Source organism: Streptomyces sp. NPDC053069 (genome assembly GCF_044546895.1).
Lineage (GTDB): Bacteria > Actinomycetota > Actinomycetes > Streptomycetales > Streptomycetaceae > Streptomyces.
This window is the reverse complement of record NZ_JBITZN010000003.1, coordinates 510,156-534,367: the sequence shown is the minus strand read 5'-3', so window position 1 is coordinate 534,367 and position 24,212 is coordinate 510,156. Positions and strand designations below refer to the sequence as shown.

22 protein-coding genes, 1 tRNA gene and 4 pseudogenes are annotated in these 24,212 nt (G+C 71.2%); 17 read left to right on the top strand and 10 right to left on the bottom strand.

The genetic code is table 11. The annotated features are described in order from the left end of the window. Positions 1-76: 76 nt before the first annotated feature. Entirely contained in the window at positions 77-1,054 is a 978-nt protein-coding gene (locus ACIGXP_RS09445; protein WP_399765989.1) for an Lrp/AsnC family transcriptional regulator, read from the top strand. A 16-nt stretch (positions 1,055-1,070) separates the two neighbouring features. Here the strand turns inward: ACIGXP_RS09445 and ACIGXP_RS09440 are convergent, their stop codons facing one another. Continuing rightward, positions 1,071-1,940, bottom strand: a complete 870-nt coding sequence (locus tag ACIGXP_RS09440; RefSeq protein WP_399765986.1) for a LysR substrate-binding domain-containing protein — start codon at positions 1,938-1,940, stop codon at positions 1,071-1,073. Between the two features lie 185 nt (positions 1,941-2,125). Between ACIGXP_RS09440 and ACIGXP_RS09435 the strand changes: the two genes are divergently transcribed. Beyond that, a complete protein-coding gene (locus tag ACIGXP_RS09435; protein ID WP_399765982.1) occupies positions 2,126-3,142 on the top strand; it encodes a bile acid:sodium symporter family protein in 1,017 nt (338 codons plus the stop codon). Here the strand turns inward: ACIGXP_RS09435 and ACIGXP_RS09430 are convergent. Further along, a complete protein-coding gene (locus ACIGXP_RS09430) occupies positions 3,092-4,963 on the bottom strand; it encodes an exo-alpha-sialidase (protein WP_399765979.1) in 1,872 nt (623 codons plus the stop codon). The genes ACIGXP_RS09435 and ACIGXP_RS09430 overlap by 51 nt on opposite strands. 131 nt (positions 4,964-5,094) lie before the next feature. Beyond that, a complete protein-coding gene (locus ACIGXP_RS09425) occupies positions 5,095-6,012 on the bottom strand; it encodes a zinc-binding alcohol dehydrogenase family protein (protein WP_399765975.1) in 918 nt (305 codons plus the stop codon). Positions 6,013-6,139: 127 nt separating this feature from the next. Between ACIGXP_RS09425 and ACIGXP_RS09420 the strand changes: the two genes are divergently transcribed. Together ACIGXP_RS09420 and ACIGXP_RS09415 are read left to right on the top strand one after the other, a co-directional pair. Next, positions 6,140-6,577, top strand: a complete 438-nt coding sequence (locus tag ACIGXP_RS09420) for a MarR family winged helix-turn-helix transcriptional regulator (RefSeq protein ID WP_363218597.1) — start codon at positions 6,140-6,142, stop codon at positions 6,575-6,577. Positions 6,578-6,596: 19 nt separating this feature from the next. Further along, positions 6,597-7,124 carry an isochorismatase family protein gene (locus ACIGXP_RS09415; protein WP_399765971.1) on the top strand — a complete coding sequence of 176 codons (528 nt, stop codon included), beginning with the start codon at positions 6,597-6,599 and terminating at the stop codon, positions 7,122-7,124. Positions 7,125-7,353: 229 nt separating this feature from the next. On the opposite strand, the gene fdhD is transcribed toward ACIGXP_RS09415, so the two are convergent. Both fdhD and ACIGXP_RS09405 read right to left on the bottom strand, forming a co-directional pair. Further along, entirely contained in the window at positions 7,354-8,202 is an 849-nt protein-coding gene (fdhD, locus tag ACIGXP_RS09410; protein ID WP_399765968.1) for a formate dehydrogenase accessory sulfurtransferase FdhD, read from the bottom strand. Positions 8,203-8,209: 7 nt separating this feature from the next. Next, positions 8,210-8,313 (bottom strand): annotated as a pseudogene (locus ACIGXP_RS09405) (Fe-S-binding domain-containing protein); the annotation flags it as partial. A gap of 216 nt (positions 8,314-8,529) precedes the next feature. Between ACIGXP_RS09405 and ACIGXP_RS09400 the strand changes: the two are divergent. From ACIGXP_RS09400 to ACIGXP_RS09385, 4 genes are all read left to right on the top strand, one after another. Further along, positions 8,530-9,864: an OFA family MFS transporter gene (locus ACIGXP_RS09400; protein ID WP_399765965.1), complete on the top strand. Its 1,335-nt coding sequence runs from the start codon at positions 8,530-8,532 to the stop codon at positions 9,862-9,864. Next, a complete protein-coding gene (locus ACIGXP_RS09395; RefSeq protein WP_399765963.1) occupies positions 9,839-9,967 on the top strand; it encodes a hypothetical protein in 129 nt (42 codons plus the stop codon). The genes ACIGXP_RS09400 and ACIGXP_RS09395 overlap by 26 nt, the downstream gene beginning before the upstream one ends. 135 nt (positions 9,968-10,102) lie before the next feature. Beyond that, positions 10,103-11,050, top strand: coding sequence for a beta-ketoacyl-ACP synthase III (locus ACIGXP_RS09390; protein ID WP_399765960.1), 948 nt, complete (start codon positions 10,103-10,105; stop codon positions 11,048-11,050). 151 nt (positions 11,051-11,201) lie between these two features. Next, complete coding sequence (locus ACIGXP_RS09385; RefSeq protein WP_399765957.1) at positions 11,202-11,879, top strand: GntR family transcriptional regulator; 678 nt, start codon at positions 11,202-11,204, stop codon at positions 11,877-11,879. A gap of 10 nt (positions 11,880-11,889) precedes the next feature. Here ACIGXP_RS09385 and ACIGXP_RS09380 read toward each other — a convergent pair whose 3' ends face one another. After that, the gene (locus ACIGXP_RS09380; protein ID WP_399765954.1) at positions 11,890-13,089 is read right to left on the bottom strand and encodes a low temperature requirement protein A; all 1,200 of its coding nucleotides are present in this window, start codon (positions 13,087-13,089) and stop codon (positions 11,890-11,892) included. A 227-nt stretch (positions 13,090-13,316) separates the two neighbouring features. On the opposite strand from ACIGXP_RS09380, the gene ACIGXP_RS09375 reads away from it, so the two are divergent. From ACIGXP_RS09375 to ACIGXP_RS09365, 3 genes and pseudogenes are all read left to right on the top strand, one after another. Then, positions 13,317-13,401: transfer RNA gene (locus ACIGXP_RS09375), tRNA-Leu, on the top strand. A gap of 219 nt (positions 13,402-13,620) precedes the next feature. Further along, positions 13,621-13,758: pseudogene (locus ACIGXP_RS09370) on the top strand (IS5/IS1182 family transposase); the annotation flags it as partial. A 40-nt stretch (positions 13,759-13,798) separates the two neighbouring features. Further along, a complete protein-coding gene (locus ACIGXP_RS09365) occupies positions 13,799-14,251 on the top strand; it encodes a hypothetical protein (RefSeq protein WP_399765951.1) in 453 nt (150 codons plus the stop codon). On the opposite strand, the gene ACIGXP_RS09360 is transcribed toward ACIGXP_RS09365, so the two are convergent. Beyond that, entirely contained in the window at positions 14,220-14,510 is a 291-nt protein-coding gene (locus ACIGXP_RS09360; protein WP_399765948.1) for a hypothetical protein, read from the bottom strand. The two genes, ACIGXP_RS09365 and ACIGXP_RS09360, sit on opposite strands and share 32 nt — an antisense overlap. Positions 14,511-14,563: 53 nt before the next feature. Here ACIGXP_RS09360 and ACIGXP_RS09355 point away from each other — a divergent pair. Then, positions 14,564-14,762: pseudogene (locus ACIGXP_RS09355) on the top strand (transposase family protein); the annotation flags it as partial. Further along, a complete protein-coding gene (locus tag ACIGXP_RS09350; RefSeq protein WP_399766164.1) occupies positions 14,745-15,524 on the top strand; it encodes a hypothetical protein in 780 nt (259 codons plus the stop codon). The pseudogene ACIGXP_RS09355 and the gene ACIGXP_RS09350, both read left to right, overlap by 18 nt. A 181-nt stretch (positions 15,525-15,705) precedes the next feature. Here ACIGXP_RS09350 and ACIGXP_RS09345 read toward each other — a convergent pair. Together ACIGXP_RS09345 and ACIGXP_RS09340 are read right to left on the bottom strand one after the other, a co-directional pair. Beyond that, a pseudogene (locus tag ACIGXP_RS09345) lies at positions 15,706-15,894 on the bottom strand (hypothetical protein); the annotation flags it as partial. Positions 15,895-15,909: 15 nt separating this feature from the next. Next, complete coding sequence (locus ACIGXP_RS09340) at positions 15,910-16,041, bottom strand: hypothetical protein (protein ID WP_399765945.1); 132 nt, start codon at positions 16,039-16,041, stop codon at positions 15,910-15,912. Positions 16,042-16,139: 98 nt separating this feature from the next. Between ACIGXP_RS09340 and ACIGXP_RS09335 the strand changes: the two genes are divergently transcribed. Both ACIGXP_RS09335 and ACIGXP_RS09330 read left to right on the top strand, forming a co-directional pair. After that, positions 16,140-16,871 (top strand): hypothetical protein, encoded by a 732-nt coding sequence (locus ACIGXP_RS09335; RefSeq protein ID WP_363218588.1) that lies wholly within the window; start codon positions 16,140-16,142, stop codon positions 16,869-16,871. Positions 16,872-18,148: 1,277 nt separating this feature from the next. Then, entirely contained in the window at positions 18,149-19,735 is a 1,587-nt protein-coding gene (locus ACIGXP_RS09330; RefSeq protein WP_399765942.1) for a Na+/H+ antiporter, read from the top strand. 201 nt (positions 19,736-19,936) lie between these two features. Here ACIGXP_RS09330 and ACIGXP_RS09325 read toward each other — a convergent pair whose 3' ends face one another. After that, positions 19,937-21,076: a site-2 protease family protein gene (locus tag ACIGXP_RS09325; RefSeq protein ID WP_399765940.1), complete on the bottom strand. Its 1,140-nt coding sequence runs from the start codon at positions 21,074-21,076 to the stop codon at positions 19,937-19,939. Between the two features lie 237 nt (positions 21,077-21,313). Here ACIGXP_RS09325 and ACIGXP_RS09320 point away from each other — a divergent pair, with 237 nt between their 5' ends. Then, positions 21,314-21,610, top strand: coding sequence for an antibiotic biosynthesis monooxygenase (locus ACIGXP_RS09320; RefSeq protein WP_399765937.1), 297 nt, complete (start codon positions 21,314-21,316; stop codon positions 21,608-21,610). 353 nt (positions 21,611-21,963) lie between these two features. Further along, a complete protein-coding gene (fusA, locus tag ACIGXP_RS09315; RefSeq protein WP_399765934.1) occupies positions 21,964-24,021 on the top strand; it encodes an elongation factor G in 2,058 nt (685 codons plus the stop codon). Positions 24,022-24,212: the final 191 nt, after the last annotated feature.

Here is a 24,212-nt window from a genome sequence, read left to right as displayed (position 1 = left end):
CTCCGTACGATGGCCCAGGTGCGGACGATTGGACCGCTGCACTGTCCATTCACGACGGAATCCGACAGGGGCGCGCATGCTGGAGATGGAAACCGACAGCGTCGACGGGCTCGACCTGCAACTGCTCTCCGCGCTGGCGGTCGACGGCCGGGCCTCCTTCAGCCGGATCGCCGCGGTGCTCGGCGTCTCCGACCAGACGATCGCGCGCCGCTACCGGCGCCTGTGCGCCCAGGGCGGGCTGCGGGTCGTCGCGATGCGCAACGCCTCCCGGCTCGGCCAGGACCAGTGGATGCTGCGGATCCGCTGTGCGCCGGACAGCGCCCTGGCCATCGGGGAGGCGCTCGCCCGGCGCCCCGACACCTACTGGATCGGGCTCGCCTCGGGCGGCACCGAGGTCCTGTGCCTGACCAGGCCGCGCACCCCCGGCGACCACGACGAACTGCTGCTCGGCAAGCTGCCGCGCACGCCGAACGTGGTCGAGATCCGCGCCCTCCAGCTCCTGCACCGCTTCTACGGCGGTGCGGACTGCTGGGTCAGCAAGTTCGCCGCACTCACCGACGACCAGATCGCCGCCCTGCGCCCCGCCGAACCCGTGCCCGGACCGGCCCGCATCGAACCCGAGGACGAACCCCTGCTGGCCGTCCTGGAGCAGAACGGCCGGGCCGCCTACCCCGAGCTCCAACGGGCGACAGGCCGCTCGGAGTCCTCGGTCAAACGCCGGCTGGCCGCGCTGCGCGCCTCGGGCGCGGTGTACATCGACGTGGAGTACCGGTCCGAGGTCCTCGGCCACCCCGTCGTCGCCGCGCTGTGGGTCACCGCCGCGCCCGCCGCACTGCACTCCGTCGGCGAGGCCCTGGCCGGGCACCAGGAGACCGCCTGGGTCTCCGCGACGGCCGGCCAGTCCAACCTCGCCGTCACCGCGCTGTTCCGCAGCACTGCCGATCTGTACGCCTACCTCAGCGGCCCGCTCGGCGGCCTGGCCGGCGTCCAGCACGTGGAGACCACGCCCTTCCTGCGCCAGGTCAAGAAACTCACGTACCCGATGCCCCGCTGACCTCGGGCGACGGACTTCAGCCGCCCCGGCGGCTGAGGCGTTCCCCACCCGCCAGCAACGCCGCCGCCAGCGCGTTCGCGGCCCCCTCGGCAGCGCCCCTTCGGCGGCCGTGGACGAGTACGAAGTCGACCTTGCCCAGGTCGGGCAGCCCGGACCGCTCCGGCAGACGGAACAGGCCGGGCGGGATCAGGTGCCGGGAGTGGGCCATCACGCCGAGCCCGGCGCGGGCCGCCGCGATCAGCCCGTTGAGGCTGCCGCTGGTGCACACGATCCGCCACGCGCGGCCCTCGCGCTCCAGCACCTGGAGCGCACGGGCCCGGGTGATACCGGGCGGCGGATACACGATCAGCGGCACCGGCCGGTCGGCGTCCAGGCGCAGCCGCTCGGCGCCGATCCACACCAGGTCGTCGCGCCAGACCAGCGCGCCACGGGGATCCTCCGGGCGCCGCTTGGCCAGCACCAGGTCGAGCTTCCCGGCGGCCAGCTGTTCGTGCAGGGTGCCGGACAGCTCCACCGTCAGCTCCAGGTCGACCTCCGGATGGTCGGTGCGGAAGCCCTTCAGGATCTCCGGCAGCCGGGTGAGCACGAAGTCCTCCGACGCCCCGAACCGCAGCCGGCCCCGCACCCGGGTGCCCGTGAAGAACGCCGTGGCCTGCTCGTGCACCTGCAGGATCCGCCGGGCGAAGCCCAGCATCGCCTCGCCGTCCTCGGTCAGCTCCACCGAATGGGTGTCCCGGGTGAACAGCTGCCGCCCGGCCGCGTCCTCCAGCCGGCGCACATGCTGGCTGACCGTGGACTGGCGCAGCCCCAGCCGGCGTGCGGCCTGCGTGAAGCTGAGCGTCTGGGCCACGGCGAGGAAGGTGCGCAGCTGCGCCGGGTCGTACACATCCTCAGGCTACCCGGCTATCGCCATTCATGATGACAGTCAGAGTGGTGTGCGGGATTCCCGATCGCCGGGCGGAGGAGGACGATGGAGGGGGACCTGCAGCCCCTGGAAGCGACAAAGCGACACCCGTCCCGCCCCCGTACAGCAATCGGAGCACTGTGAAACGCCTGCGCCGGCCGCGTTGGATGCCGATCGACCCGTACATCGTCCTGCTGCTCGCGACGGTGGGCCTCGCCGCGCTCCTGCCGGCCCGCGGCACCGCCTCCGACGTGGCCTCGGGCGCGTCGACGGCCGCGATCGCCTTCCTCTTCTTCCTCTACGGCGCCCGGCTCTCCACCCGGGAGGCGCTGGACGGACTGCGCCACTGGCGGCTCCACGTCACCGTGCTGGCCTGCACCTTCATCCTCTTCCCGGGGTTCGGGCTGGCCGCGCGGGCGCTGGTGCCGGTACTGCTGACCCAGCCCCTCTACCAGGGGCTGCTGTTCCTGACACTGGTGCCGTCCACGATCCAGTCGTCCATCGCGTTCACCTCGATCGCCCGCGGAAACGTACCGGCGGCGATCTGCGCCGGGTCCTTCTCCTCGCTCCTCGGCATCGTCGTCACCCCGCTGCTGGCGGCCGGACTGCTCGGCAACAGCGGGGGCGGGTTCTCCGCCGACTCATTGATCAAGATCGTGCTGCAGCTGCTGGTGCCGTTCCTCGCCGGGCAGGTGCTGCGCCGCTGGATCGGCGGTTTCGTCGCCCGGCACAAGAAGGTGCTCGGCCTGGTCGACCGCGGCTCGATCCTGCTGGTCGTGTACACCGCCTTCAGCGAGGGCATGACCCGGGGCATCTGGCACCAGGTCAGCCCGGCCCGGCTGGGCGCGCTGCTCGCCGTCGAGGCCGTCCTGCTCACCGTGATGCTCCTGCTGACCTGGTACGGCGCCCGGGCACTCGGCTTCGGACGCAACGACCGGATCGCCATCCAGTTCGCCGGCTCGAAGAAGTCCCTGGCCTCCGGGCTGCCCATGGCGAGCGTCCTGTTCGGCGCCCAGGCCTCCCTCGCCGTGCTGCCGCTGATGCTGTTCCACCAGATGCAGCTCATGGTGTGCGCGGTCATCGCCAAGCGGCGCGCCCGCGACCCGCAGGAGGCCCAGGACGCGCCGGGCGCGTCAGCCGAGCACGCGGTCCAGGGGCAGCCACAGGACCGTGTCCTTCGGTGACCGCAGTGCCTTCGGGTCCGACAGCTGCCCATCGGTGAGCGCACGGTCCCAGACGTGCACCTCGTCGATCGAGCCGGTGAAGAAGGCCCGGCTGTCCATGCGCTGACCGATGTGCACACCGAAGGGGGAGTTACGGCTGACCGACCCCGGTATGTCGGCGACGGACGACTGCACACCGTCGACGAACAACGACAGCCGTCCTCCGCCCCGGCGCAGCGCCAGGTGATGCCACTGGCCGTCGTTGTATGCGGTATCCGTACGAACGTAGACAGTCTGCGGCGCGATCGCCCCGTCCCGCACCGTGATCAGTCCCTGGATCCGGTGGTTCGCCGGCTCGCCGCGCACCCACACCTGCGGCTGGGTGGTGCCCACCCCGCCCATCCACAGCAGCGGCTGCTCGCCGGCGGTGGCCGTGTAGCGGAACCACAGGGACGCCGTGAAGTCCCTGGTCCCCAGGGGCAGCCCGCTGCGGAACGGCAGGCGCACGGCGTCGTCGGTGCCGTCGAACTCCAGCGCCTTGCCGAAGACCCCGTCCGTCTCCTGCGCGCCGCCGAGCACCGCGGCCGGGCGCGCGTGCGGGGCCAGGTCGGCGGTGACCGGGTCGGGGCCGCGGCGCGGGGCGAGCCGGTCCTCGGTGAAGCGGGCGAAGCGGATCTCGTCGCGCGCGTCCACCGCCCCGCCCTCGTAGAGCAGGCCCACCGTGTCCGCGTCGGCACGCACCATGTCCGAGTAGCCGGACCAGTCCGTGGTGACGACCGTGCCGCGGTCCACGCCGTCCCAGGTCCGGCCGCCGTCGTAGGAAGAGCGGATCATCATCGTCCGCCGCCGGTCGGGGTCGGCGGGGCAGGCGAGCAGAAGCCGGTCGTCCAGGCGCAGCAGGGAACCCTGGACCTGCGGGGCGTACAGGTCGGGCAGGCCGTGGAACGGCGCGGTGAAGCTGCTCCCGCCGTCGCGGCTGACGGCCTGGGTGCGGTGGCCCAGGTCGGTGCCGTCCTGCTCCCGGCCGCTGACCAGGATGGAGCCGTCGCCGCGCTCGGCGAGGGCCAGCTCGGACGGCTTCTGCCGGAAGGTGCCGTCGTCGGCGATGGGCCAGGTGTCCGTGGCCCCGATCCGCCAGTGGCCGCCGTGGTCGTCGCTCACGATCAGCGCCGCGTGGTTGGCGGTGACCCGGCTGCCGTCCCAGGTCTCGGTGTTGACCCCGAAGACCAGCCGGCTCGCGTACCGGCCCCGGGTCAGCTGGATGCCGTGCACCGGCCCGGTCGCGTACCAGGAGTTCCAGTCGGCGGGCAGGATCTCCGGGCCCGGATCGCGCGGCACGGACCAGCTCTGGCCGTCGTCGTCGCTGTACTGCAGATGCGGGGTGCGGTCGCAGGGGATCGAGCAACTGGCGCTGTCCGTACGGCCCGTGTTGTACGTCTCCGCGAGCCAGACCCGGCCCGTTTCGCGGTCCACGACCGGCGCCGGATTGCCGTGCGTGTCACCGGCGCCCTCGTTGACCACCTGCAGCGGGCCCCAGGTGCGGCCGCCGTCGGTGGAGCGCTTGAGCACGATGTCGATGTCGGCGGCGTCACCGCAGTTGAGGACCCGGCCCTCGGCGAACGCCAGCAGAGTGCCGGCGGTCGTCCGCACGATCGCCGGGATGCGGAAGCAGGCGTAGCCGGGGTCCTGGGACGCCTTGAAGAGGATCTGCTGCTCGAACACGTCGGATCCGGTGGCCGGTCGGGCGTGCGCGGTGGTGCCGGGGAGGAACGCTGTGAGGGCGGCCGCCGCGGTGACGGCGGCGAGTACGGCTCTGAGACGGGCGCGAAGACCTGACGGCATGGTGCGACCTGCCCTTTCGTCGGCCGGACCTCTGGACATCCGGACATCCGACGTCCAATGCGCCCCATCGAAGGTAGTTGGGGACAGGGCGCCCCACAAGAAGCGTGCAGCGCACGGAACACGCGAACGGCCTACGGGCGCAGCACGACCTTGCCGAGGTTGGCCCGCCGCTCGATCACCTCGTGCGCCTTCGCCGCGTCCTCCAGCGCGAACTCGGCGTGCACGGCGGGCTTCAGGGCGCCCTCGGCGAACAACCGCCACAGCTCCTTGCGCCACTGCTCGTACAGCTCCGGCCGGCCACGGGCGATCAGGGCCATCTGGAATCCGATCACCGACTTGGCACCCACCAGCAGGTCGTACGCCCGGAGGGTGCCGCCGCCGGAGCTGTAGGCGACGAGGCGGCCGTGCGGGGCCAGGGCGGCGAGGGCTGGGCCGAGCAGGTCACCGCCGACGGCATCCAGTACACAGTCGACGGGATCCCCCCAGCTGTCGTCGCCGTACTGGATACAGTCGTCCGCGCCGAGTGAGCGGACGAAATCCGCCTTGCGGGGGTCGGACACGGCCCCCACCACCCGCCCCGCACCCCGCGCCCGCGCCAGCTGCACCGCGAGGTGTCCGACCCCGCTCGCCGCCGCCGTGACGAGCACTGCCTCGCCCGGCACCGGGCGCGCCGCCTCCAGCGCCCCGAACGCCACCAGACCGCTGCGGACCAGCGCGATCGCGTCCACGGCATCTGCGCCGTCCGGTATCGGGGAGGCCATGGCCTCGTGCAGCAGGGCGAAGTCGGCGTATCCGTGTCCGAAGCACAGCCCGGTCACCCGGTCGCCCGGCCGGTACCGGGTCACGCCCTCGCCGGCCGCCACCACCTCGCCGGCGATCTCCCCGCCGAGCGCGATCGGCTCGGCGGCCTCGGTGACCTTGCGCACCACGGGCAGGGTGACGCCGACGGCCGCGCAACGCACCAGCAGCTCGCCGGGGCCGGGTTCGGGGACGGGCGCCTCTTCGACGAACAGCGGGCCGCCGGTGGACTCGTATCGGACGCGACGCATCGCACACACCTCCAGGGCCGGAATTCCGGCGCATTGACCGTTGGGAACACCCATGAACTCGTTGGGAGCCCCAACGATAGCGGAGGTTCGTTGGTGCGTCCAACGATTCTCGGGATACGCTGCCCGTATGGCCGAAGCACCCCTGCCCGCAATCCGCTCCCTGCCCAGCTGGCTCCTCGGCCGCGCCGCCGGCCGGGGGCGCGCCCTGGTCGCCGACGCCCTCGCGGCCGAGGGCCAGAAGATGTGGCACCACGTGGTCCTCTCCGCCGTCCGGGACCTTCAGCCCGTCGCCCAGGCAGACCTCGGCCGCAGCGTGGGCCTGGACCCCAAGGACCTGGTCGGCGTGCTCAACGACCTGCAGTCCGCCGGCCACGTCGTCCGCGCCCCCGACCCCAGGGACCGGCGCAAGAACGCCGTGTCCCTCACCGACGACGGCGCCCGCCTCCTCGCCCGCTGCGAGAAGGCGGCCCGCGCGGCCAACGACGAATTGCTCGCCCCGCTCTCGGACGCCGAACGCGAGCAGTTCATGGGCCTGTTGATCCGGATTTCCGGCACGGACGGCTGACGGCGGCTAACGTTCCGTCATGACCGCAGCTCACACGCTCGATCCGCAGCGCACCGCCCTGATCCTCGTCGACCTGATGGAACGCATCGTCGCGCTGCCCCTGGAACCCCGCAAAGGCACCGAAGTGCTGGCCACCGCCGAGGAGTTGGCGCGTACCTTCCGTGCCGCCGGAGCGCCCGTCGTCCTCGTCCGGGTCGAACGCCCCTCGGTGGCCGAACAGCCGCCCGGCAGCGCCCTGGTCCCCGGCCTCGCGGCGCACGGCGACCTGGAGGTGGTCAAGCGGACCATCGGCGCCTTCCAGGGCACCGGCCTGGACGAGCGGCTGCGCGAACGCGGCGTGACCACGCTGGTGTTCGGCGGCATCGCCACCAACCTCGGCGTCGAGTCCACCGCCCGTGCCGCCGCCGACCTCGGCTACGACCTCCTCTTCGCCGAGGACGCCATGGCCGCCTTCACCGCCGCCGAGCACGAGGCGTCCGTCCGGCTCGACTTCCCCCGGCTCGGCACGGTCGTGACCGCCGCCGCCGTACGCCTCGGGCCCGCCTGACCGCCCAGGCCGGCATCCCGCCCACGTCCCTGGCGCCCGGCCGGATCGACCCGAGGTCGACCGAATCCGGACATCACTCCTGGGCAGGGCAAGGAGATTGCCCCTGGCCGACGGGACGCGGCGCCGCGCCCTGCGGGCCGCATACGTCCCGTTCGTCGCAGCGACGCAGTCCCCCGGCTGAGGCGGGGCCCGTCGGCCGGGGCCCGCCGCCGTGCCGTGGGGAGCTGTCTCAGCCCTGGGTGGCCGCCTCCCGCAGCGTGATGCGGTCCTCGCCCGCGTACACGTTCATCGAGCTGCCCCGCAGGAAACCCACCAGGGTCAGCCCCGTCTCGGCGGCCAGGTCCACCGCCAGCGACGACGGCGCCGACACCGCCGCCAGCACGGGGATGCCCGCCATCACCGCCTTCTGCGCCAGCTCGAACGAGGCCCGCCCGGAGACGAGCAGGATCGTCCGGGACAGCGGCAGGTCGCCGTTCTGCAGCGCCCGCCCGACCAGCTTGTCCACCGCGTTGTGGCGGCCCACGTCCTCGCGTATGTCCAGCAGCTCCCCGTCCTCGTTGAACAGGGCCGCCGCGTGCAGGCCTCCGGTCCGGTCGAACACCCGCTGGGCCGCCCGCAGCCGCTCCGGAAGACTCGACAGCAGCTCCGGGGTGACCCGCACCGGGGGAGTGTCGGCGATCGGGAAGCGCGCGGTCGTACGGACGGCGTCCAGACTGGCCTTGCCGCACAGGCCGCACGAGGACGACGTGTAGACGTTCCGCTCCAGCGTGAAGTCCGGCAGGGCGACGCCCGGCGCGGTTTTCACGTCGACGACATTGTAGGTATTGGAGCCGTCTGCGGTCGCCCCCGCACAGTAGACGATGTTCTGCAGATCGTATGCGGTCGCCAGCACACCTTCGCTCACCAGGAACCCCGCCGCCAGCGCGAAGTCGTCGCCCGGTGTGCGCATGGTGATCGCGAGCGGCTTGCCGTTCAGCCGGATCTCCAGGGGTTCCTCGGCGACGAGCGTGTCCGGCCGGGTGGAGACCGCCCCGTCCCGGATGCGGAGGACCTTGCGTCGTTCCGTGACTCGTCCCATGTCCTGATCAGCCCCGGTTCTGTATGTGCTGGTGGCCGAAACGGCCCTTGCTGCAGGGATTGCCGTGGGTCACCGGGTTGCCTGCGGCAAGGTGACCCTCACGATCTCATTCTGGGGGCTCCCGCCCCGGGCTGCGCGGTGCGTGCCCAGGCAGGCGCCGGCGTCCGCGCGCCCTCGGCCTCCGTCACGCACCCGGCACCACGGTACGGAGCCGGTCGCGACAAGGGTTCGCGTGTCGACCGTTGACCGCATTCCGCCTACCGTTCACCGCATACGGTCGACGCCGCGCCTTCTCAACTCCCGTGCCCCGCCGTACCGTCCGGCCTCATGAGCAGCCCCCCTGTCGCGCCTGAGGGCTGGAGCCGCCGGCTCGTCCCGCCCGCCGCCCTCTCCGTCCACCTGTCCATCGGCCAGGCCTACGCCTGGAGCGTGTTCAAGCCGCCGCTCGAATCCGCCCTGCACCTCGACGGCACCCGGAGCGCACTGCCCTTCCAGCTGGCGATCGTGATGCTCGGGCTGTCGGCCGCGTTCGGCGGCACGCTCGTCGAGCGCAACGGCCCGCGCTGGGCGATGACCGTCGCCCTCGTGTGCTTCTCCTCCGGCTTCCTGCTCTCCGCGCTCGGCGCCGAGACCAAGCAGTACTGGCTGATCGTCCTCGGCTACGGCTTCGTCGGCGGGATCGGCCTCGGCATCGGATACATCTCGCCCGTGTCCACCCTGATCAAGTGGTTCCCGGACCGGCCGGGCACGGCCACCGGCATCGCCATCATGGGTTTCGGCGGCGGCGCGCTGATCGCCTCGCCGTGGTCCGCGCAGATGCTCGCGTCCTTCGGCGGTGACAACGACGGCATCGCCCTCGCCTTCCTGGTGCACGGGCTGTCGTACGCCGTCTTCATGACCCTGGGCGTCCTGCTGGTCCGCGTGCCGCGCACCGAGGGCCGTGCCGGCACAGCGAGTGGGCCGAACGCCTTCGAGGGAGTGCAGGTCTCCGCACGCAGCGCGGTGCGCACCCCGCAGTTCTGGTGCCTGTGGATCGTGCTCTGCATGAACGTGACCGCCGGCATCGGCATCCTGGAGAAAGCCGCACCGATGATCACGGACTTCTTCGCCGGCGGCTCCACCCCGGTGTCGGCGTCCGCGGCCGCGGGGTTCGTCGCCCTGCTGTCCGCCGCCAACATGGCCGGCCGCATCGGCTGGTCGTCCGCCTCCGACCTGATCGGCCGCAAGAACATCTACCGTCTCTACCTGGGCGTCGGTGCGCTGATGTACCTGCTCATCGCCCTGTTCGGCGACGCGTCCAAGCCGCTGTTCGTCCTGTGCGCGCTGGTGATCCTCTCCTTCTACGGCGGCGGCTTCGCGACCGTCCCCGCCTACTTGAAGGACCTGTTCGGCACCTACCAGGTCGGCGCCATCCACGGCCGGCTGCTCACCGCCTGGTCCACGGCAGGCGTGCTCGGGCCGCTGATCGTCAACTGGATCGCCGACCGGCAGAAGGGCGCGGGCAAGCACGGCTCGTCGCTGTACGGGCTGTCGTTCGGCATCATGATCGGCCTCCTCGTCGTCGGCTTCGTCGCCAACGAACTCGTCCGTCCCGTCCACACCCGCCATCACGTCCCCGCCCCGAGGGAGGCCGCAGATGCCCAGCGACAGCAGCCCGCCTAGCCGGCGGGGCCTGATCACCCTCGCCTGGCTGTGGGTCGGAGCACCCCTCGCCTACGGGGTCTACGAACTCGTACACAAGGCAACCCGGCTGTTCACCGGATGAATACTCGGGCGTCCGAGGGCCTGCGCGAAGCCGACAACGCGGGCGCCCGATTCCTGTGGCTTCACCTGCCGCCGTACTCGCGAGTCACTGTTCAGACTGGTGAATCCGCCACGACGGAAACGAGGGACCTCCGCCATGAACGGCTCGCGCATCGCCGCCATCGGTCACTACCAGCCCGCCCGGGTGCTCACCAACGAGGACCTGGCGGGCCTGGTCGACACGAGTGACGAGTGGATCCGCAGCCGGGTCGGCATCAGGACCCGGCACATCGCCGGTCCCGACGAGCCGGTCGACGAGCTGGCCGCGCACGCCGCGGCCAAGGCCCTCGCCGCCGCCGGTCTCACCCCCGGCGACATCGACCTGGTCCTGGTCGCCACCTCCACGGCGATCGACCGTTCCCCGAACACCGCCGCCCGGGTCGCGGCCAGGCTCGGCATCCCGCAGCCGGCTGCGATGGACGTGAACGTGGTGTGCGCCGGGTTCACCCACGCGCTGGCCACGGCGGACCACACCGTCCGGGCCGGCGCGGCCGGCCGCGCGCTGGTCATCGGCGCCGACAAGATGTCCGACGTCACCGACTGGAGCGACCGCAGCACCTGTGTCCTCGTCGGCGACGGCGCCGGGGCCGCCGTGGTCGAGGCCTGCGCGCCGGGACAGCAGCCGGGGATCGGGCCGGTGCTGTGGGGGTCGGTGCCGGAGATGGGGCACGCGGTACGGATCGAGGGCACGCCACCGCGGTTCGCGCAGGAGGGACAGAGCGTCTACCGCTGGGCCACCACCCAGCTGCCGGCCATCGCCCGGCGGGCCTGCGAGAAGGCCGGCGTGGTCCCGGCGGACCTCGCGGGCGTCGTCCTGCACCAGGCGAACCTGCGCATCATCGAACCGCTGGCGGAGAAGCTCGGTGCCGTCAACGCGGTGGTCGCCCGCGATGTCACCGAATCCGGCAATACCTCGGCGGCCAGTGTCCCGCTCGCCTTCTCCAAGCTGATCGAGCAGGGAGCGCTCAGCACCGGCGACCCGGTGCTGCTGTTCGGCTTCGGCGGCAATCTGTCGTACGCCGGGCAGGTCGTACGCTGCCCCTGAGCGGGTGAAGTCGGTGCTCCTGCCGGGATGTTGTATACCGGCAGCGTGGATTTCGTACACCGCGGACTGTGGACGAAGGACACGACACCGAGCTCATCGATACCGAGCGTCCAGGGTTCACGCGCCGGCGCTGCCCAGGAGGGGGACCGCGATGTTGTCGACCGGACTGCCGCAGATGCCGGTGCCGAAGCTGGAACGTCCCGGACCGCTGCGCGAGCGCGTCTACGAGGCGCTGCTGGAACTCATCACCACCCGCGCCCTGCACCCCGGTCAGCATCTGGTCGAGAGCGAACTCGCCGGGCACCTCGGCGTCTCCCGGCAGCCGGTGCGCGAGGCGCTGCAGCGGCTCAACACCGAGGGCTGGGTGGATCTGCGGCCCGCGCAGGGCGCGTTCGTGCACGAGCCGACCGAGGGGGAGGCCGACCAGCTGCTCACGGTCCGCACCCTGCTGGAGGCGGAGGCGGCCCGGCTGGCGGCCCTCAACGCCGGCGAGGAGGGGGTCGAGGCCCTCTTCGCCATCGTGGAGGACGGCCGGACGGCGGTCGCCGCCGACGACGTGGCCCGTGCCGTGGCGCTCAACGCGGCCTTTCACGCCAAGGTCATGGAGCTGGCCGGCAACGCGGTGCTCGCCGAGCTGGCCGCTCAGGTCGACCGGCGGGTCCGCTGGTACTACACCCCTGTGGCCCGGCTGCGCGGCGGCACCTCCTGGAGCGAACACTCGGACCTGGCCTTCGCGATCAAGGAGGGGGACGCGGAGCGGGCCGGCCGGCTGATGCGCGAGCACACCGAGCGCACCCGGCGCTCGTACCGCCACCGTAACGAGTCCTGACCCGCCGCTGTCACGTCCTGGCCGCCGCGGGGTCCGGTGTCGCCGTGATGCAGGACCGGGCTTCCACCGCCAGCATCCCCGCCAGCACGGCGACCAGCAGGAGGAGTTCGCCGTAGACCGGCATGCGGACGCCGGCCGCGGCGGTGGCCAGGGCGAGGAGGGCACCGGCCGCGCGGTGGCGCACTGGCCGCAGCCGCAGAGCCCTACGGAAGGCCACGTCGCCCGCGAGGAACAGCGCGACCCCGCCCGCAAGTGCCAACGCGGGCCCCGGCTGCGGGTGTCCGGTCAGATGGCCGAGGGTCTTCTTGATGCCGGCCGCGAGGAACGCGATGCCGAGCAGCATCGGCAGGAAGGCGTAGTAGTACGCGTTCATCGCCAGCCGCCAGCGGGCCGGCGGCGGTGTCGCCCGGAACGTGACCTCGGCCGCCTCCTCGTCCCGCACGAAGTACGTCCACCACAGCGCGACCGACAGGGCCAGCGCGAGGAACGCGCCGCAGAGCAGCTCCGGCGTGAGCGGCAGATCGCCGATGCCGACCCCGATGGAGATCACGGACTCGCCGAAGGCGATGATCAGCAGCAGCCCGTGCCGCTCCACGAAATGGGCCGGGTCGAGTGCGCCCAGCTGCACCCGCAGCGTCGCCGCACTGCGCCCGTCCCTGCGGCCCGGCCCGTGCTCGGCCACCAGCGGCGTCACGAACTGCAGGGCGATCGCGAGCAGCCACAGGCCGTCCGCCGCGAGCCCGTCGACCAGCCCGGCGGCGGTCACCGACAGGGCCGCGAGCGCGTTGGGGACGCCGTACCAGATGGAGTCCCAGCCGTGGCCGCGGGTGTACAGGCCCGTGTGGACGGTCACCACCAGCAGGAAACCGAGCCCGAAGACCACGCCGGTGTCCTCGAAGACCCGGGGGATGGCCAGCGCGCAGACCAGGAACGCGGCCATGCCGAGCATCAGCAGCAGGCGCCGGGAGGGGCGGTCGGGAGGCACCTGGTTGGTGAGGTAGGCGTAGGCGCCGTACATCCAGAACAGCACGACGAGGATCAGCGCCACCCGGCCGGCCGTGGCGAAGGACAGGTCGTGCGCGAGCAGCACGGTGAGCTGGGTGAGTGTGAAGACGAAGACCAGGTCGAAGAAGAGTTCCAGGGTGGTGACCCGGCGCCCGGGCTCCTCGGCCGTCGTGTCGAACGGCGTGTGCAACGACGTGATGTCCATGCGGTGTTCCCCCTCCGGCGTTCGGTGAGCAGATCGTAGAGGGGCACGTCCTCACGCCCTGATCTTCACCACCTGTAGGCAAGATCTTGCATTCTGTACACCGTCGCCGATCCGTGGGCCCGGACTGCCACGCACAGGGGGGATACGCAGGTGAAACGCACTCCGAAACCTTGGTATTGTTGTCCATGTCGCCGCGGGGAACACCCCCGCGAGGCGGCAGACACCTGGTCCGGGTGGCGGAATGGCAGACGCGCTAGCTTGAGGTGCTAGTGCCCTTTATCGGGCGTGGGGGTTCAAGTCCCCCCTCGGACACAACGATTGACGATACGGTGACGAGGGCCTCGACCTTACGGTCGCGGTCCTCGTTGCGTATTCGTAGCTGACAGTGATGCCCAGAGCCTCCTGGAGTGGACCTTTCTTCTCGACGGCGGCGATCTGGATGCGCTCTGCAACATCTCCAAGACTCTCAGTGATCTGCCGGAAGTGTTGCGGGTCGAGCGGGGACTGCGGTTGCGCTCGCCCTTGCTCATGCCGCCTTACTGGGGCCGCTGGGAGAACCTGTCGATGGGGCAACAGGCGGTCGACCGGTCCCACGCGAAGATCCGGCCCCTCGTCGAGCAGGCCGTCGCCACCCTCAAGTCGTGGCCCGTCAGGAGAGGTGAGGAGTGTTGTCTAGACCTCTGTGGGCCTCGTCGGGCATGATCGGTGCATGGAGAGCGCGCATTTGCCGACCACTGAGTCCGCTGTCGTGGCGATTCGTGACCTCGCGGTGGAGTTCGGGGTGAGCATGACCGTCACCGACGACATCGGTGCCGACCAGACCTCGCGCCGCACCTCGGCAGAGCTGTTCACCGTGTTCGACCCCGACGGCTCGCTGCCGCACGAGGCGTTCGTGGAGCTGGCCGGGTCGCCCTCCGTCAGCGTCCGGCTCTTTCCCGAGGACGACGCGCGGATCATCGTCGACGGGGTGGAGTTCCACGATGTGCCGCGGGACTCCGTGCCCGGGTTCCTGCGATCCGTCTACGGCGGGCTCGCCCGGACCAAGGGCCGGCTGTTCCCGTCCGGCCAGTGGCTCATCGTGCCGCTCCCGGGGGACGAGACCTACAAGGAACTGATCGTGGACGCCAACCTCACACCGTGGCTGGCGCGTAGCGCGCGATGAGGCCGTCCAGGTAGGCGGGGCCGAAGCCGAAGTGCGCGGCCTCGGGGACGCAGGCCCGCATCCGGCTGGTAGAGATCCGCAGGGACTCGGGCGGCACCTCGTGAGGGGCCCGGTGCGCCCGCCTGCCCAGGGCCGCCTCGACCGCGGTGACGATCTCCTCGGCCGAGCAGGAGATCCCCGAGGCCACATTGACGGTACGGCCGTGCACTCCGAGGTCCAGCAGCCGGTTCAGCACCGTGCCGAAGTGCCGTACGTCCATTCTCCGAACTATGGGCTGTCCCGTAGCGACTGCTCTTGGCGACATGATCTTGTCGTGCCTGGTCTGATCACGGCGTCGGAGCCGTCCTGTCTCTACACGATCGGGTCTTGTTGGTCACCGCGTATTGGCGGATGAACATGACGCTGCGTCAGCTCGGCCCGCTATTCGGTGTGTCCAAGTCGGCTGCCGCGCGGGATCATCGGGCATCTCGGACCGCACATGTGCGGCTGCTGCGTGCTGCAACCTGCAAAGAATCTCGACACAACCGCCCTGAAGCAGTGTGCTTGTGCCGCACTGTTCGTCGGTTCCTCGTCCGCTTCGGGAGAGACCTTGTCAGGGAACCTTACTGCAGCCTTCGTCGCCGTCATCGGCATCATAGGAACGCTGGCAGCACCCATTACGACGCAACGTTCCGCAGCCCGCGCGAAGAAGCAGGAGTTTGATCTCCAGCGCCAGGAGCGGGCTGAGGAACGAGCACACGAAGACCAGCGGGCCGAGCTCGCTGAAAAGCGAGCGCTGTACGCCGATCTTAACCAAGCCGTGCGTGCCTTCCGCGCAGCGATCGAACTCTATGTGCAGGACTTGTTGGACCAAGCAGCCTCGCCGGGCCCCACACTGGACGTCCTGGACGAGCCCCGGCGCGCTTACCAGATCGAGTACGCCCGCGCGCAGATGGTCCTCCCTGAACACCCCATGATCATCACATCCGAAATCAACAGAAGCTTCAACAGTGCCTATCGGGTCCTGGCTCAACTCCAGAAGAACTACGACGCAGCCAAGGCTGCTGAGCTTCAACAGTGGCTCTACGACGGCCTCTCGGAGGCGGCATGGGTACACCGCCAGGTCCTCAGGCACGATCTCGGAGTTGATAAGCCCATCTCCGACTTCCACGCAGCTCTCCGCATGCTGCAGGACACCCGGAAGGCCAGTATCGACCGGGGATTAGTGAACCGCGGACTGGGGATCGATGCTGTTGGCGGCTACACGGCGGGGGTGCAACCGCCCGATGCATAGGTGCCATCGCACTCGCCGGCGCCCAGCAAGGTCACGATGCGAGTGAGCGGCGAGTGAGACCCGAGCCCTGACCTGCTTCGCGCCTCAGAAGTTGCAGGTCAGGCGCACATCTAACCCTGTCATACGCAAGCTCTCCGGAGCCGTGTGCGCAGGTTCGAATCCTGCCGGGGGCACTCGCCGGTCAGAGACCCAAAACCAGGGTCTGACCAGGGGCGGATGCCGACAGAAGAGGGCGGGAGTCGGTGCCCGAGCGGATCTGACGGACCAGCGACGGGATCAGCTGGGCCGGGTTCTGGTCCGGGCCGACCAGATGACTCAGGCGCAGGATCAGCGCGGCGGCGCCGGATGCGGTGACCAGCCGTTCCATCGCCGGCTTGTGATGGCCCTATGGCGTCAGCGGGGTGATCCGCGCGCTCTCGTGACCCTCGCCCTGCCTGCCGTACAGGCCGGTGGCCGCTGTGGACAGCAGGACCGGCAGCCGGCGCTGCTCCCGGCAGCGGCGGGCCGTGGCGGTCACCAGCCGTGCCTCGCGGACACGAGAGGCGGGGCGATAAACGGAGTGCGTGCGTGCGAGTCGCTGAGGTACGTTCCTGCCTGTTCGAAGGGGGATCAGAAGTGGCGCGATTGAACCAGATCATCGCTGTCGAGAAGGGTGTCAAGAGCAAGTCGCTCCAGGACATCACCGCGGCGCACCACAAGGTGCAGAAGCCGGCTCTGCTGGCCGGTATCTCGCGTACGTACCAGCCGAAGGACGAGGAGGGCGAGCAGCTGCCGCCCGAGTCCACGCGGGTGCAGGTACAGGCCGAGGACGTACTGCGGGAGATGTCCGCGTCGCTCACCCGGCTCTTCGACGTGACCGCCACCAAGGACTGGGCGAACTGCACGGCCCGCGCCGACGTCACGGTCGACGGCCGCACGATCGTCGCCGACGTCCCGGTCAGCTACCTCCTCTTCCTGGAGAAGCAGCTCACCGACCTGCACACGTTCGTCAGGAAGCTCCCCACCCTCGACGCCGCCGAATCCTGGTCCCACGACCCGTCGACGGACTGGTGGAAGACGGACCCGGTTCGCACGATCCGTACGAAGAAGGTCCCCCGCAACCACGTCAAGGCGGAGGCGACCGACAAGCACCCGGCGCAGGTCGAGGTGTACTACGAGGACGTGCCCATCGGGTACTGGACAACCGTGAAGTTCTCCGGAGCGCTTCCGGCGCGGCGGGTGAACGAACTGGTGGAGCGGGTCGAGAAGCTCCAGCAGGCGGTGAAGTTCGCCCGTGAGGAGGCCAACGGCGCCGAGGTCACCGACCAGCGGGTCGGCGACGCGGTGTTCGGCTACCTGTTCGGCTGACGCCGTGCACGGGTAGCATCCACGATCGCCCCCGCGTGTGAGCGCGGGGGTGCGCGACAGGCGCGGGCCGGATTGAGGACCGGTTCGCGTGAGGAGCGCAAGCTGACACTGAAGTTCAGCCTGAAACACGCGGTGACAGTGAAGGTTCGAGTCCTTCCCCCGGCACAGCACCACCAACGGGCCGGGGTAGCCCAACACGGCAGAGGCAGCCGCGGTCAATCTCAGACTCTCGCTCCAGTCTCAGCATCGCCGCCGATCGCCGGATCGACCGAGGCCGGACGAACGCCGTCGGATGCGAGTTCGACTCTCGCCTGCAGCTCTTTCGTGCTGCGGTAGTTCAAAGGAAGAACACGACGGCATGATGACTGATCCGTCCTCTTAAACGCCGCCGGCGTGCGCAATTGGGTGGCATCCCCAGGGGCCCGGGAGCTGGATACGACTCCCGGGCTCCGCCACCGCGTTCCTACTGTCGTGACGCTGATGGCGACTGACGCCTGGGGCCGGAAACGTGCACCTCGAGGCACGCGCGGAGGGCCAGGCCCAGGTGTACCGGTCCGCACGCGACCAGACCGTCAACCACTACGGCTGACCGCATCGACGAGCCAGAAGCCAGAAGCCAGAACCGGCGCGATCCATCCGTGGGGCTGCGCCTCGGACCACGGCGGTGTGTACCAGGCGGGCCGCGACCAGACCGTGACCCACGCCAACGTGCACCTGGGCCCGGTGCAACGGGGCCGGCCGGCGCGGCCGCCCTCAGCCCCCGGCTCACGCCGGAGGCCGCGCGTCTTGCTCGTCGGGGCGGCGGTCGCGTGGGCCGTGATCAGCCACGCCGCCGAGCCCGACGGCAAGCCCCTGGAAGAGGGCTCCGTACTCTGCTTCAGGACCGATGACAGCCGCGCCGGGCCCCTCAAGGTCATCGACACCCCGAAGGGCGAACTGGCGCCCGTCGTGAAGTGCCTCCGCTCGTGCCGGGGCAGGGTGCCCGCGTCAGCACCAGCGGGTGTGGGGCAGTGTCGGCCGTGCGCCGGCGGCCGTGGATCAGTCGTGGTGCCCAGCAGTTCCCGTGGACGTACGCCCTGTTGTCCGACCGGCGTCGACTCGAACACCGCCCGCGGCGTCCAACGCTCCGGCGCCGCGCTGAGCTCCGAGTTCGGACGAGGGGCCGGGACACCGGTCGGTCGCTGCTCCCCGTCGGCTGCGTCACCGCCGTACGTCGGTTACGTTGGTAAAGCACCTGGCCAGAGGGGGCACAAGCCGTAACCCACCGAGGACGCTCCATGACCGGCGTGATCGTCGTCCTGCTGTTGGTGGTCCTGGCCACCGCTGTGGCGACCGGTGCCCGGCGCTGGAGCCTGCCCGCCCCCTCGCTCCTCGTGGTCGTGGGTCTGGTCGTGGGGCTGATGCCCTGGGTTCCCGAGGTCCGGCTGCCGCCTCATGTGATCAACGTGCTGGTGCTGCCACCGCTGCTCTACGCATCGGCCGGGGAAATCTCCGTCCGCGACCTGCGTGCCGTATGGCGGCCCGTGACAGGCCTGGTCTTCGGCCTGGTCCTCGCCTCGGCCCTCGCCGTCGGGTACGTGGCCCAGGCGATCACGCCGCTCACCGCCGCGACCGCGTTCATCCTCGGCTCCGTCCTGGCCAGCACCGACCCCGTAGCCGTGACCGCGCTCGGCCGGCGCCTGTCGCTCCCATCGCGCGTACAGGCCATGGTGCAGGCGGAAAGCCTGTTCAACGATGCCACCTCGCTGGTCCTGTACAAGGTCGCCGTGGCCACCGTGGTGTCCGGCAGCGTCATCAGTGCGTCCGGGACCGCCCTGCAGTTCCTGATCCTCGCAGGCGGAGGGGCCCTCATCGGGGCGGCGCTCGCCGCAGTGGTGACCCTGATCCGCAGACGGACCGACGACCCCATGCTGGAGACCGTCATCGCGTTGGTCACTCCCTATGCCTCGTACGTCATCGCGGAGCAGTCGCACACCTCCGGCGTGACGGCCGTCATCGTGTCCGGAGTCGTCCTCGGCAGCACCGGTCACAAGCTCGGCGACGCCCCCGTCCGCCTGCAGGTCCACGCCGTCTACGAAACCGTGACCTTCCTGCTGGAGAGCGTCGTCTTCGCCCTGATCGGACTTGAGCTCCCCTCGACCGTCCGTCATCTCGCGCGCGATGAGCACGGCTGGCCGCTGTGGGTGCCGGTGATCGCCTTCACTCTGCTGGCGATCCGCCTGCTGTGGATCTTCCCGCTGTCCGCCCTGATCCACCACCGGCACAGGGAGGGCGACAACCGCCTCTCCTGGCGGATTCCGGCTGTCCTGTCCTGGGCGGGCACCCGGGGTGTCATGCCGCTGGCAGCCGCGCTCTCCATCCCCCTGGTCACCCACACAGGGGCGCCACTGCCGCACCGGGCGCTCATTCTCACGCTCACCACCGGGACCGTCGCGCTCACTCTCGTCTTCCAGGGCTTCACGCTGGTCCCCGTCGTCCGCCGCTCCGGCATCGCCCTGGAACCGGAGCACACCGCCCGAGAGGAGGCCCGGACCCGCCGGCACATTGCCCACGCCGCTCTCGATGAGCTCAAACTGCTGGGCGATCTGGATCAGCTCGCCGAGCTGGGTACGGCCGCCGAGGTCGCCCTGAAACAGGCCCGTCGTCATCTGGAAGCGCGCATCCACCAGGTCGAAGACGCGCACTACAGCGACCCGGACGCCCGCCCTGCCGACGCCTACCGCGAGATTCGCCGGACGCTCATCGCCATTGAGGCGGCCGAGCTCCACCGCCTCTACGAAGCGAACAAGATCAGCAACGCCACCCGGCGCCGGATCCAGCACGAACTCGACCTCGAAGAAGCCAGCCTCCGCCCCTGCGACTGACGGCCGGCCGGCAGCCGGCTCAAAGCAGTACCGGCCGGTCTTCGACACCGCGGTCGAGGGCATCCGCCTCAGCTGACCAAGACACAGGGCGGCGCGGGCCGGCCCGGAGGACGTCGGGGGGAGCGACGACCACGCCGTCGTGACGGCCGCCGCGCTCTCACCGTCCCCCTCGCTTCCCGGAATGAATGCCTCCGTGCCGCTCTACGGGGGCGCCTGTTCCTCCGGTGCATGCCCGGTGGTGCGGCGGGACCGGTCGATGTCGTGCGCGGTGATGATCCCGAGCAGCCGGCTGTCGTCCATGACCAGGATGGGCAGCAGGCGGCCCTCGGTGCCGAGCCGTTCCAGGACGGAGGTCAGCAGCTCGTCGGGTGCGGCGAGCGCGCACCGGGACAGCGGGGTCGCCACGTCTCGTGCCCGCAGCGACGCACGCTGCCCGGACGGCACGGCGGCCAGCCGGCTCAGCTGTACGACGCCACTGAGCCGGCCCTCGAAGTCCAGCAGCGGCAGCGCCGAGTGCCGTGCCGGGGCCGCCACCTCGGCGAGGAAGCGGTCGATGGTCAGCCAGTCCGGACCGGTGACCACCGGCGCGGTCATCGTCTGCCCGACCCGCAGGCCCCGCAGGGCCGTGACCAGCTCGGCCCACCGGCGCTCGGCCGCGGCGACGCCCGCGACGAAGACTCCGACGAGGACCAGCCACAAGCCACCCGACAGGCCCCGGGCGAACGCGAGCCAGCCCAGGACGGCCAGCACCATGCCGACGGCCTGACCGCTGCGCCCGGCCGCCCGCTGGGCCCGCTCGCGATCCCCGGTACGCCACCACAGCGCGGCCTGCAGCAGCCGGCCGCCGTCCAGCGGCGCGGCAGGCAGGAGATTGAACACGCCCAGCACCAGGTTCGTGCCACCGAGCCAGCCCAGTACGGCGACAACGATCCGCGCGTCCGGCGCCGCCTGAACCGCGGCCCCCGCGCCGAGCCCGATCCCGCCGAGAAGCAGGCTGGCGAGCGGCCCGCTGACCGCGACCACGAAGGCCGCCCGCGCGGTCGTCGGCTGGTCCATCCGGGTGAATCCCCCGAGCGCCCACAGCGTCACGTCCCGCACACCGATCCCCGCCCGGCGAGCCGTCAGAGCATGCGCCGCCTCGTGCACCACCAGGCTCGCCAGCAACAGCACGGCTCCGGCGACTCCGGCCACCGCGTACACCACGGGTGCCAGGCCCGGGGCGTACCGGGGCAGGGTGCGGGCAGCCAGACCGTACGCGAAGAACAGCATGATCAACGGCACGCTCCAGTGGGCCCGCAGCACCACTCCTCGCACACTCCCGAGCCGGATCGAACCCCTCATCGTCCTCACCGCCGACGACTCGTGCCCAGCCACCGCACGGGTCCTTCCTCCATGGTCCACCGTCGGCCGCGGCCGGGGAACGCCCCTGCCGGGCAGCGAACCCCCTGGTCGCACAGGGCCCATGACACGGTTGGGCGAGGCCGGGCCCGCCACGCAGGCGGAGGCGGCGGCCCGCGCCTACGGTGGGCGGAGAGAGCCCGGCGAGCCGACCGAGCCGGCGTTGCGCAGGAGGCCGCGATGGAAGAGCACTACATCTGGGTGACCACCCGCCGCATCCGGCCGGACACCCTGGAGGACTTCGAACAGGCGTGGCGGCCCACACCCTCCCCGCAGGGCCTTCGCCGTGCCTACGCCTACTGGTCCGAGGACGGACAGGAGATCACCGGTGTGTCGTTCTGGGACTCCCAGGAGGCGTGCGACGCCTGGAGGTCCTCCGAGCACGAGGCGCAACGGCGCGCGGCCATGGCCCCCTTCGTCGTCGAGGAGCGGGAAGGGTTCTACCGCGGCCGCGAACTCGCCATCCCCCAGCGGTAGTCCGGGACAGCCGGAGGCGGCCGGATCCAGGTGATCCACGACCCGCCCGGAAAATCACGTGCCCCGGCCGCGCCGCTCTCGTACCGTCATGCCGTACCGAGCGCCGCGACGACCGTACGGCGGCGCCTGTCGACCGACACAGAGGGGAGCCCGGCCGTGCGCGCACGCACCGCTGTCGTCGCTCCCCGATCCCGGTACGAGGTGATCCTCGTGTCCTGGTCCGGCCGGTGCCCGCTGCGCGGCCGGCACCGGACGCCCGTGACGCCTCGCTGACCCGGACGCACGGGTAAATCGCGCTGCCCTTTTCCTGATCTTTCAGGATCTTTCCCTGATCGCCAGAAAGGCCCCGGGCCGTGCGCACGAACCTCACCACCCTCGCCGCCGTCCGCAACCTCGGCATCCTCGCTCACGTGGACGCCGGCAAGACCACCGTCACCGAGCGGATCCTGTATGCGACGGGCACCACCCACAAGCGGGGCGAGGTGCACGACGGCACCACCGTCACCGACTTCGACCCGCAGGAACGCGACCGTGGCATCACCATCTTCGCCGCCGCCGTCAGCTGCGCCTGGGACGGCCACCGCGTCAACCTGATCGACACCCCCGGGCACGTCGACTTCGCCGACGAGGTCGAGCGTTCGCTGCGGGTCCTCGACGGGGCGGTCGCCGTGTTCGACGCCGTCGCCGGGGTCGAGCCGCAGAGCGAGTCGGTGTGGCGGCAGGCCGACCGGCACGGTGTGCCGAGAATCGCGTTCGTCAACAAGATGGACCGCGCGGGCGCCGAGCTCGACCGGGCCGTCGAGTCCATCCGGCAGCGGCTGCATCCCGCGCCACTCGTCGTCCAGTTGCCCATCGGCGCCGAGGACGCGTTCACCGGAGTGGTCGACCTGGTGCGGATGCGCTCGCTGGTCTGGGCCGACGGTGCCGCAACGGCCCTGGCGGGGCCCGTACCCGAGCCGCTGCGGCAGGAGGCGCTACGGCGGCGCCGGGCGTTGGAGGAGACGGTGGCGGAGCTGCACCCGGCCGCCCTGGAGGAGTTCTGCGACCGGGACACACTCGACGCCGGCACCCTCGCCGCCGCCCTGCGTGACCTCACCCGCACCGGGGACGGCGTGGTCGTGCTGTGCGGCTCCGCCTACCGCAACCGCGGCATCGAACCGCTGCTGGACGCGGTCGTGGCCTATCTGCCCTCGCCGCTGGACGTCCCCGCCGTACGCGGTGTCCACGAGGGCACCGAGCAGCGGCGGGCCGCCGACCCCGAAGCGCCGTTCGCGGGGCTGGTGTTCAAGGTGAACGCGAGCGCCACCGGGCGGCTGGCCTACGTGCGCGTCTACGCCGGCACCATCGAGAAGGGAGACACCGTGCGGGACCCGGGCACCGGGCGCACCGAGCGCGTCGCGCGCATCCTGCGGGTCATGGCGGACCGGCATGCCCAGCTCGACCGGGCGGTCGCCGGTGACATCGTCGCGCTCGCCGGCGTGAAGGCGGCGCGGGCCGGCTCCACCCTGTGCGACCCCGGCGCACCGCTGCTGCTGGAACCGCCGGTGGCCGCCGAACCCGTGGTGTCCGTGGCGGTCGAGGCCCGGCGCGCCACGGACACCGGCCGGCTGGCGGCGGCGCTGGCACGGCTCGCCGAGGAGGATCCCTCGCTGGTGGTGCGTACCGACGCCGAGACCGGGCAGACCGTGCTGTCCGGGATGGGCGAACTCCATCTGGAGGTCGCGGTGGAGAAGATCCGCCGCGACGGCGGACCGGAGGTCGGCGTCGGCCGGCCGCGGGTCGCCCACCGCGAGACGGTCCTGGAAGGGGTGACCGGGTTCGTGTACCGGCACGTCAAACAGGACGGCGGAGCGGGGCAGTTCGCCCATGTCGTGCTCGACGTGGAACCGCTCGGACCCGAAACCGGCGTCACCGGCTTCGAGTTCCGCTCCGCCGTGGTCGGCGGGCGGGTGCCGCAGGAGTACGTGCGCGCGGTGGAGGCCGGCTGCCGGGACGCGCTCGCCGAGGGACCGCTCGACGGGCACCCGGTGACCGGGGTGCGGGTCACCCTCACCGACGGCTCCACCCACGTGAAGGACTCGTCCGACACGGCCTTCCGCACGGCCGGCCGGCTCGGGCTCCGCGAGGCCCTGCGCGCCTGCGCGGTCGCCCTGCTGGAGCCGGTCGCCGAGGTCACGGTGACCGTGCCGGAGGACGCCGTCGGCTCGGTCCTCGGCGACCTGGCAGCCCGGCGCGGCCGGGTCGGCGGGTCCGGGAGCCGCGACGGTACGGCCGTACTGACCGCGACCGTACCGCTGGCCGAACTGTTCGGTTACGCCACCCGGCTGCGCAGCCGCACCCAGGGCCGGGGCACCTTCACGACCCGGCCCGCCGGCTACGTCCCGGCGCCCCGACCCGCACCGGTCCGGTAGGCAGCACGGGTCCCGGACCCGGACCCGCACCACGGACCGACGCGGTTCGTGGTGCGGGACCCGAGAGACGGTTGCGGTTGTGTGGTGCGGGTTCCGCGCACCGCTGTACGGCCGGGGAGCGTCCGGGCCGGGGGAGTCAGCCGTCCGGTGCGAGTGTGTTCCCCCGGCCGCTGAACACAGCGTCCGCGCCG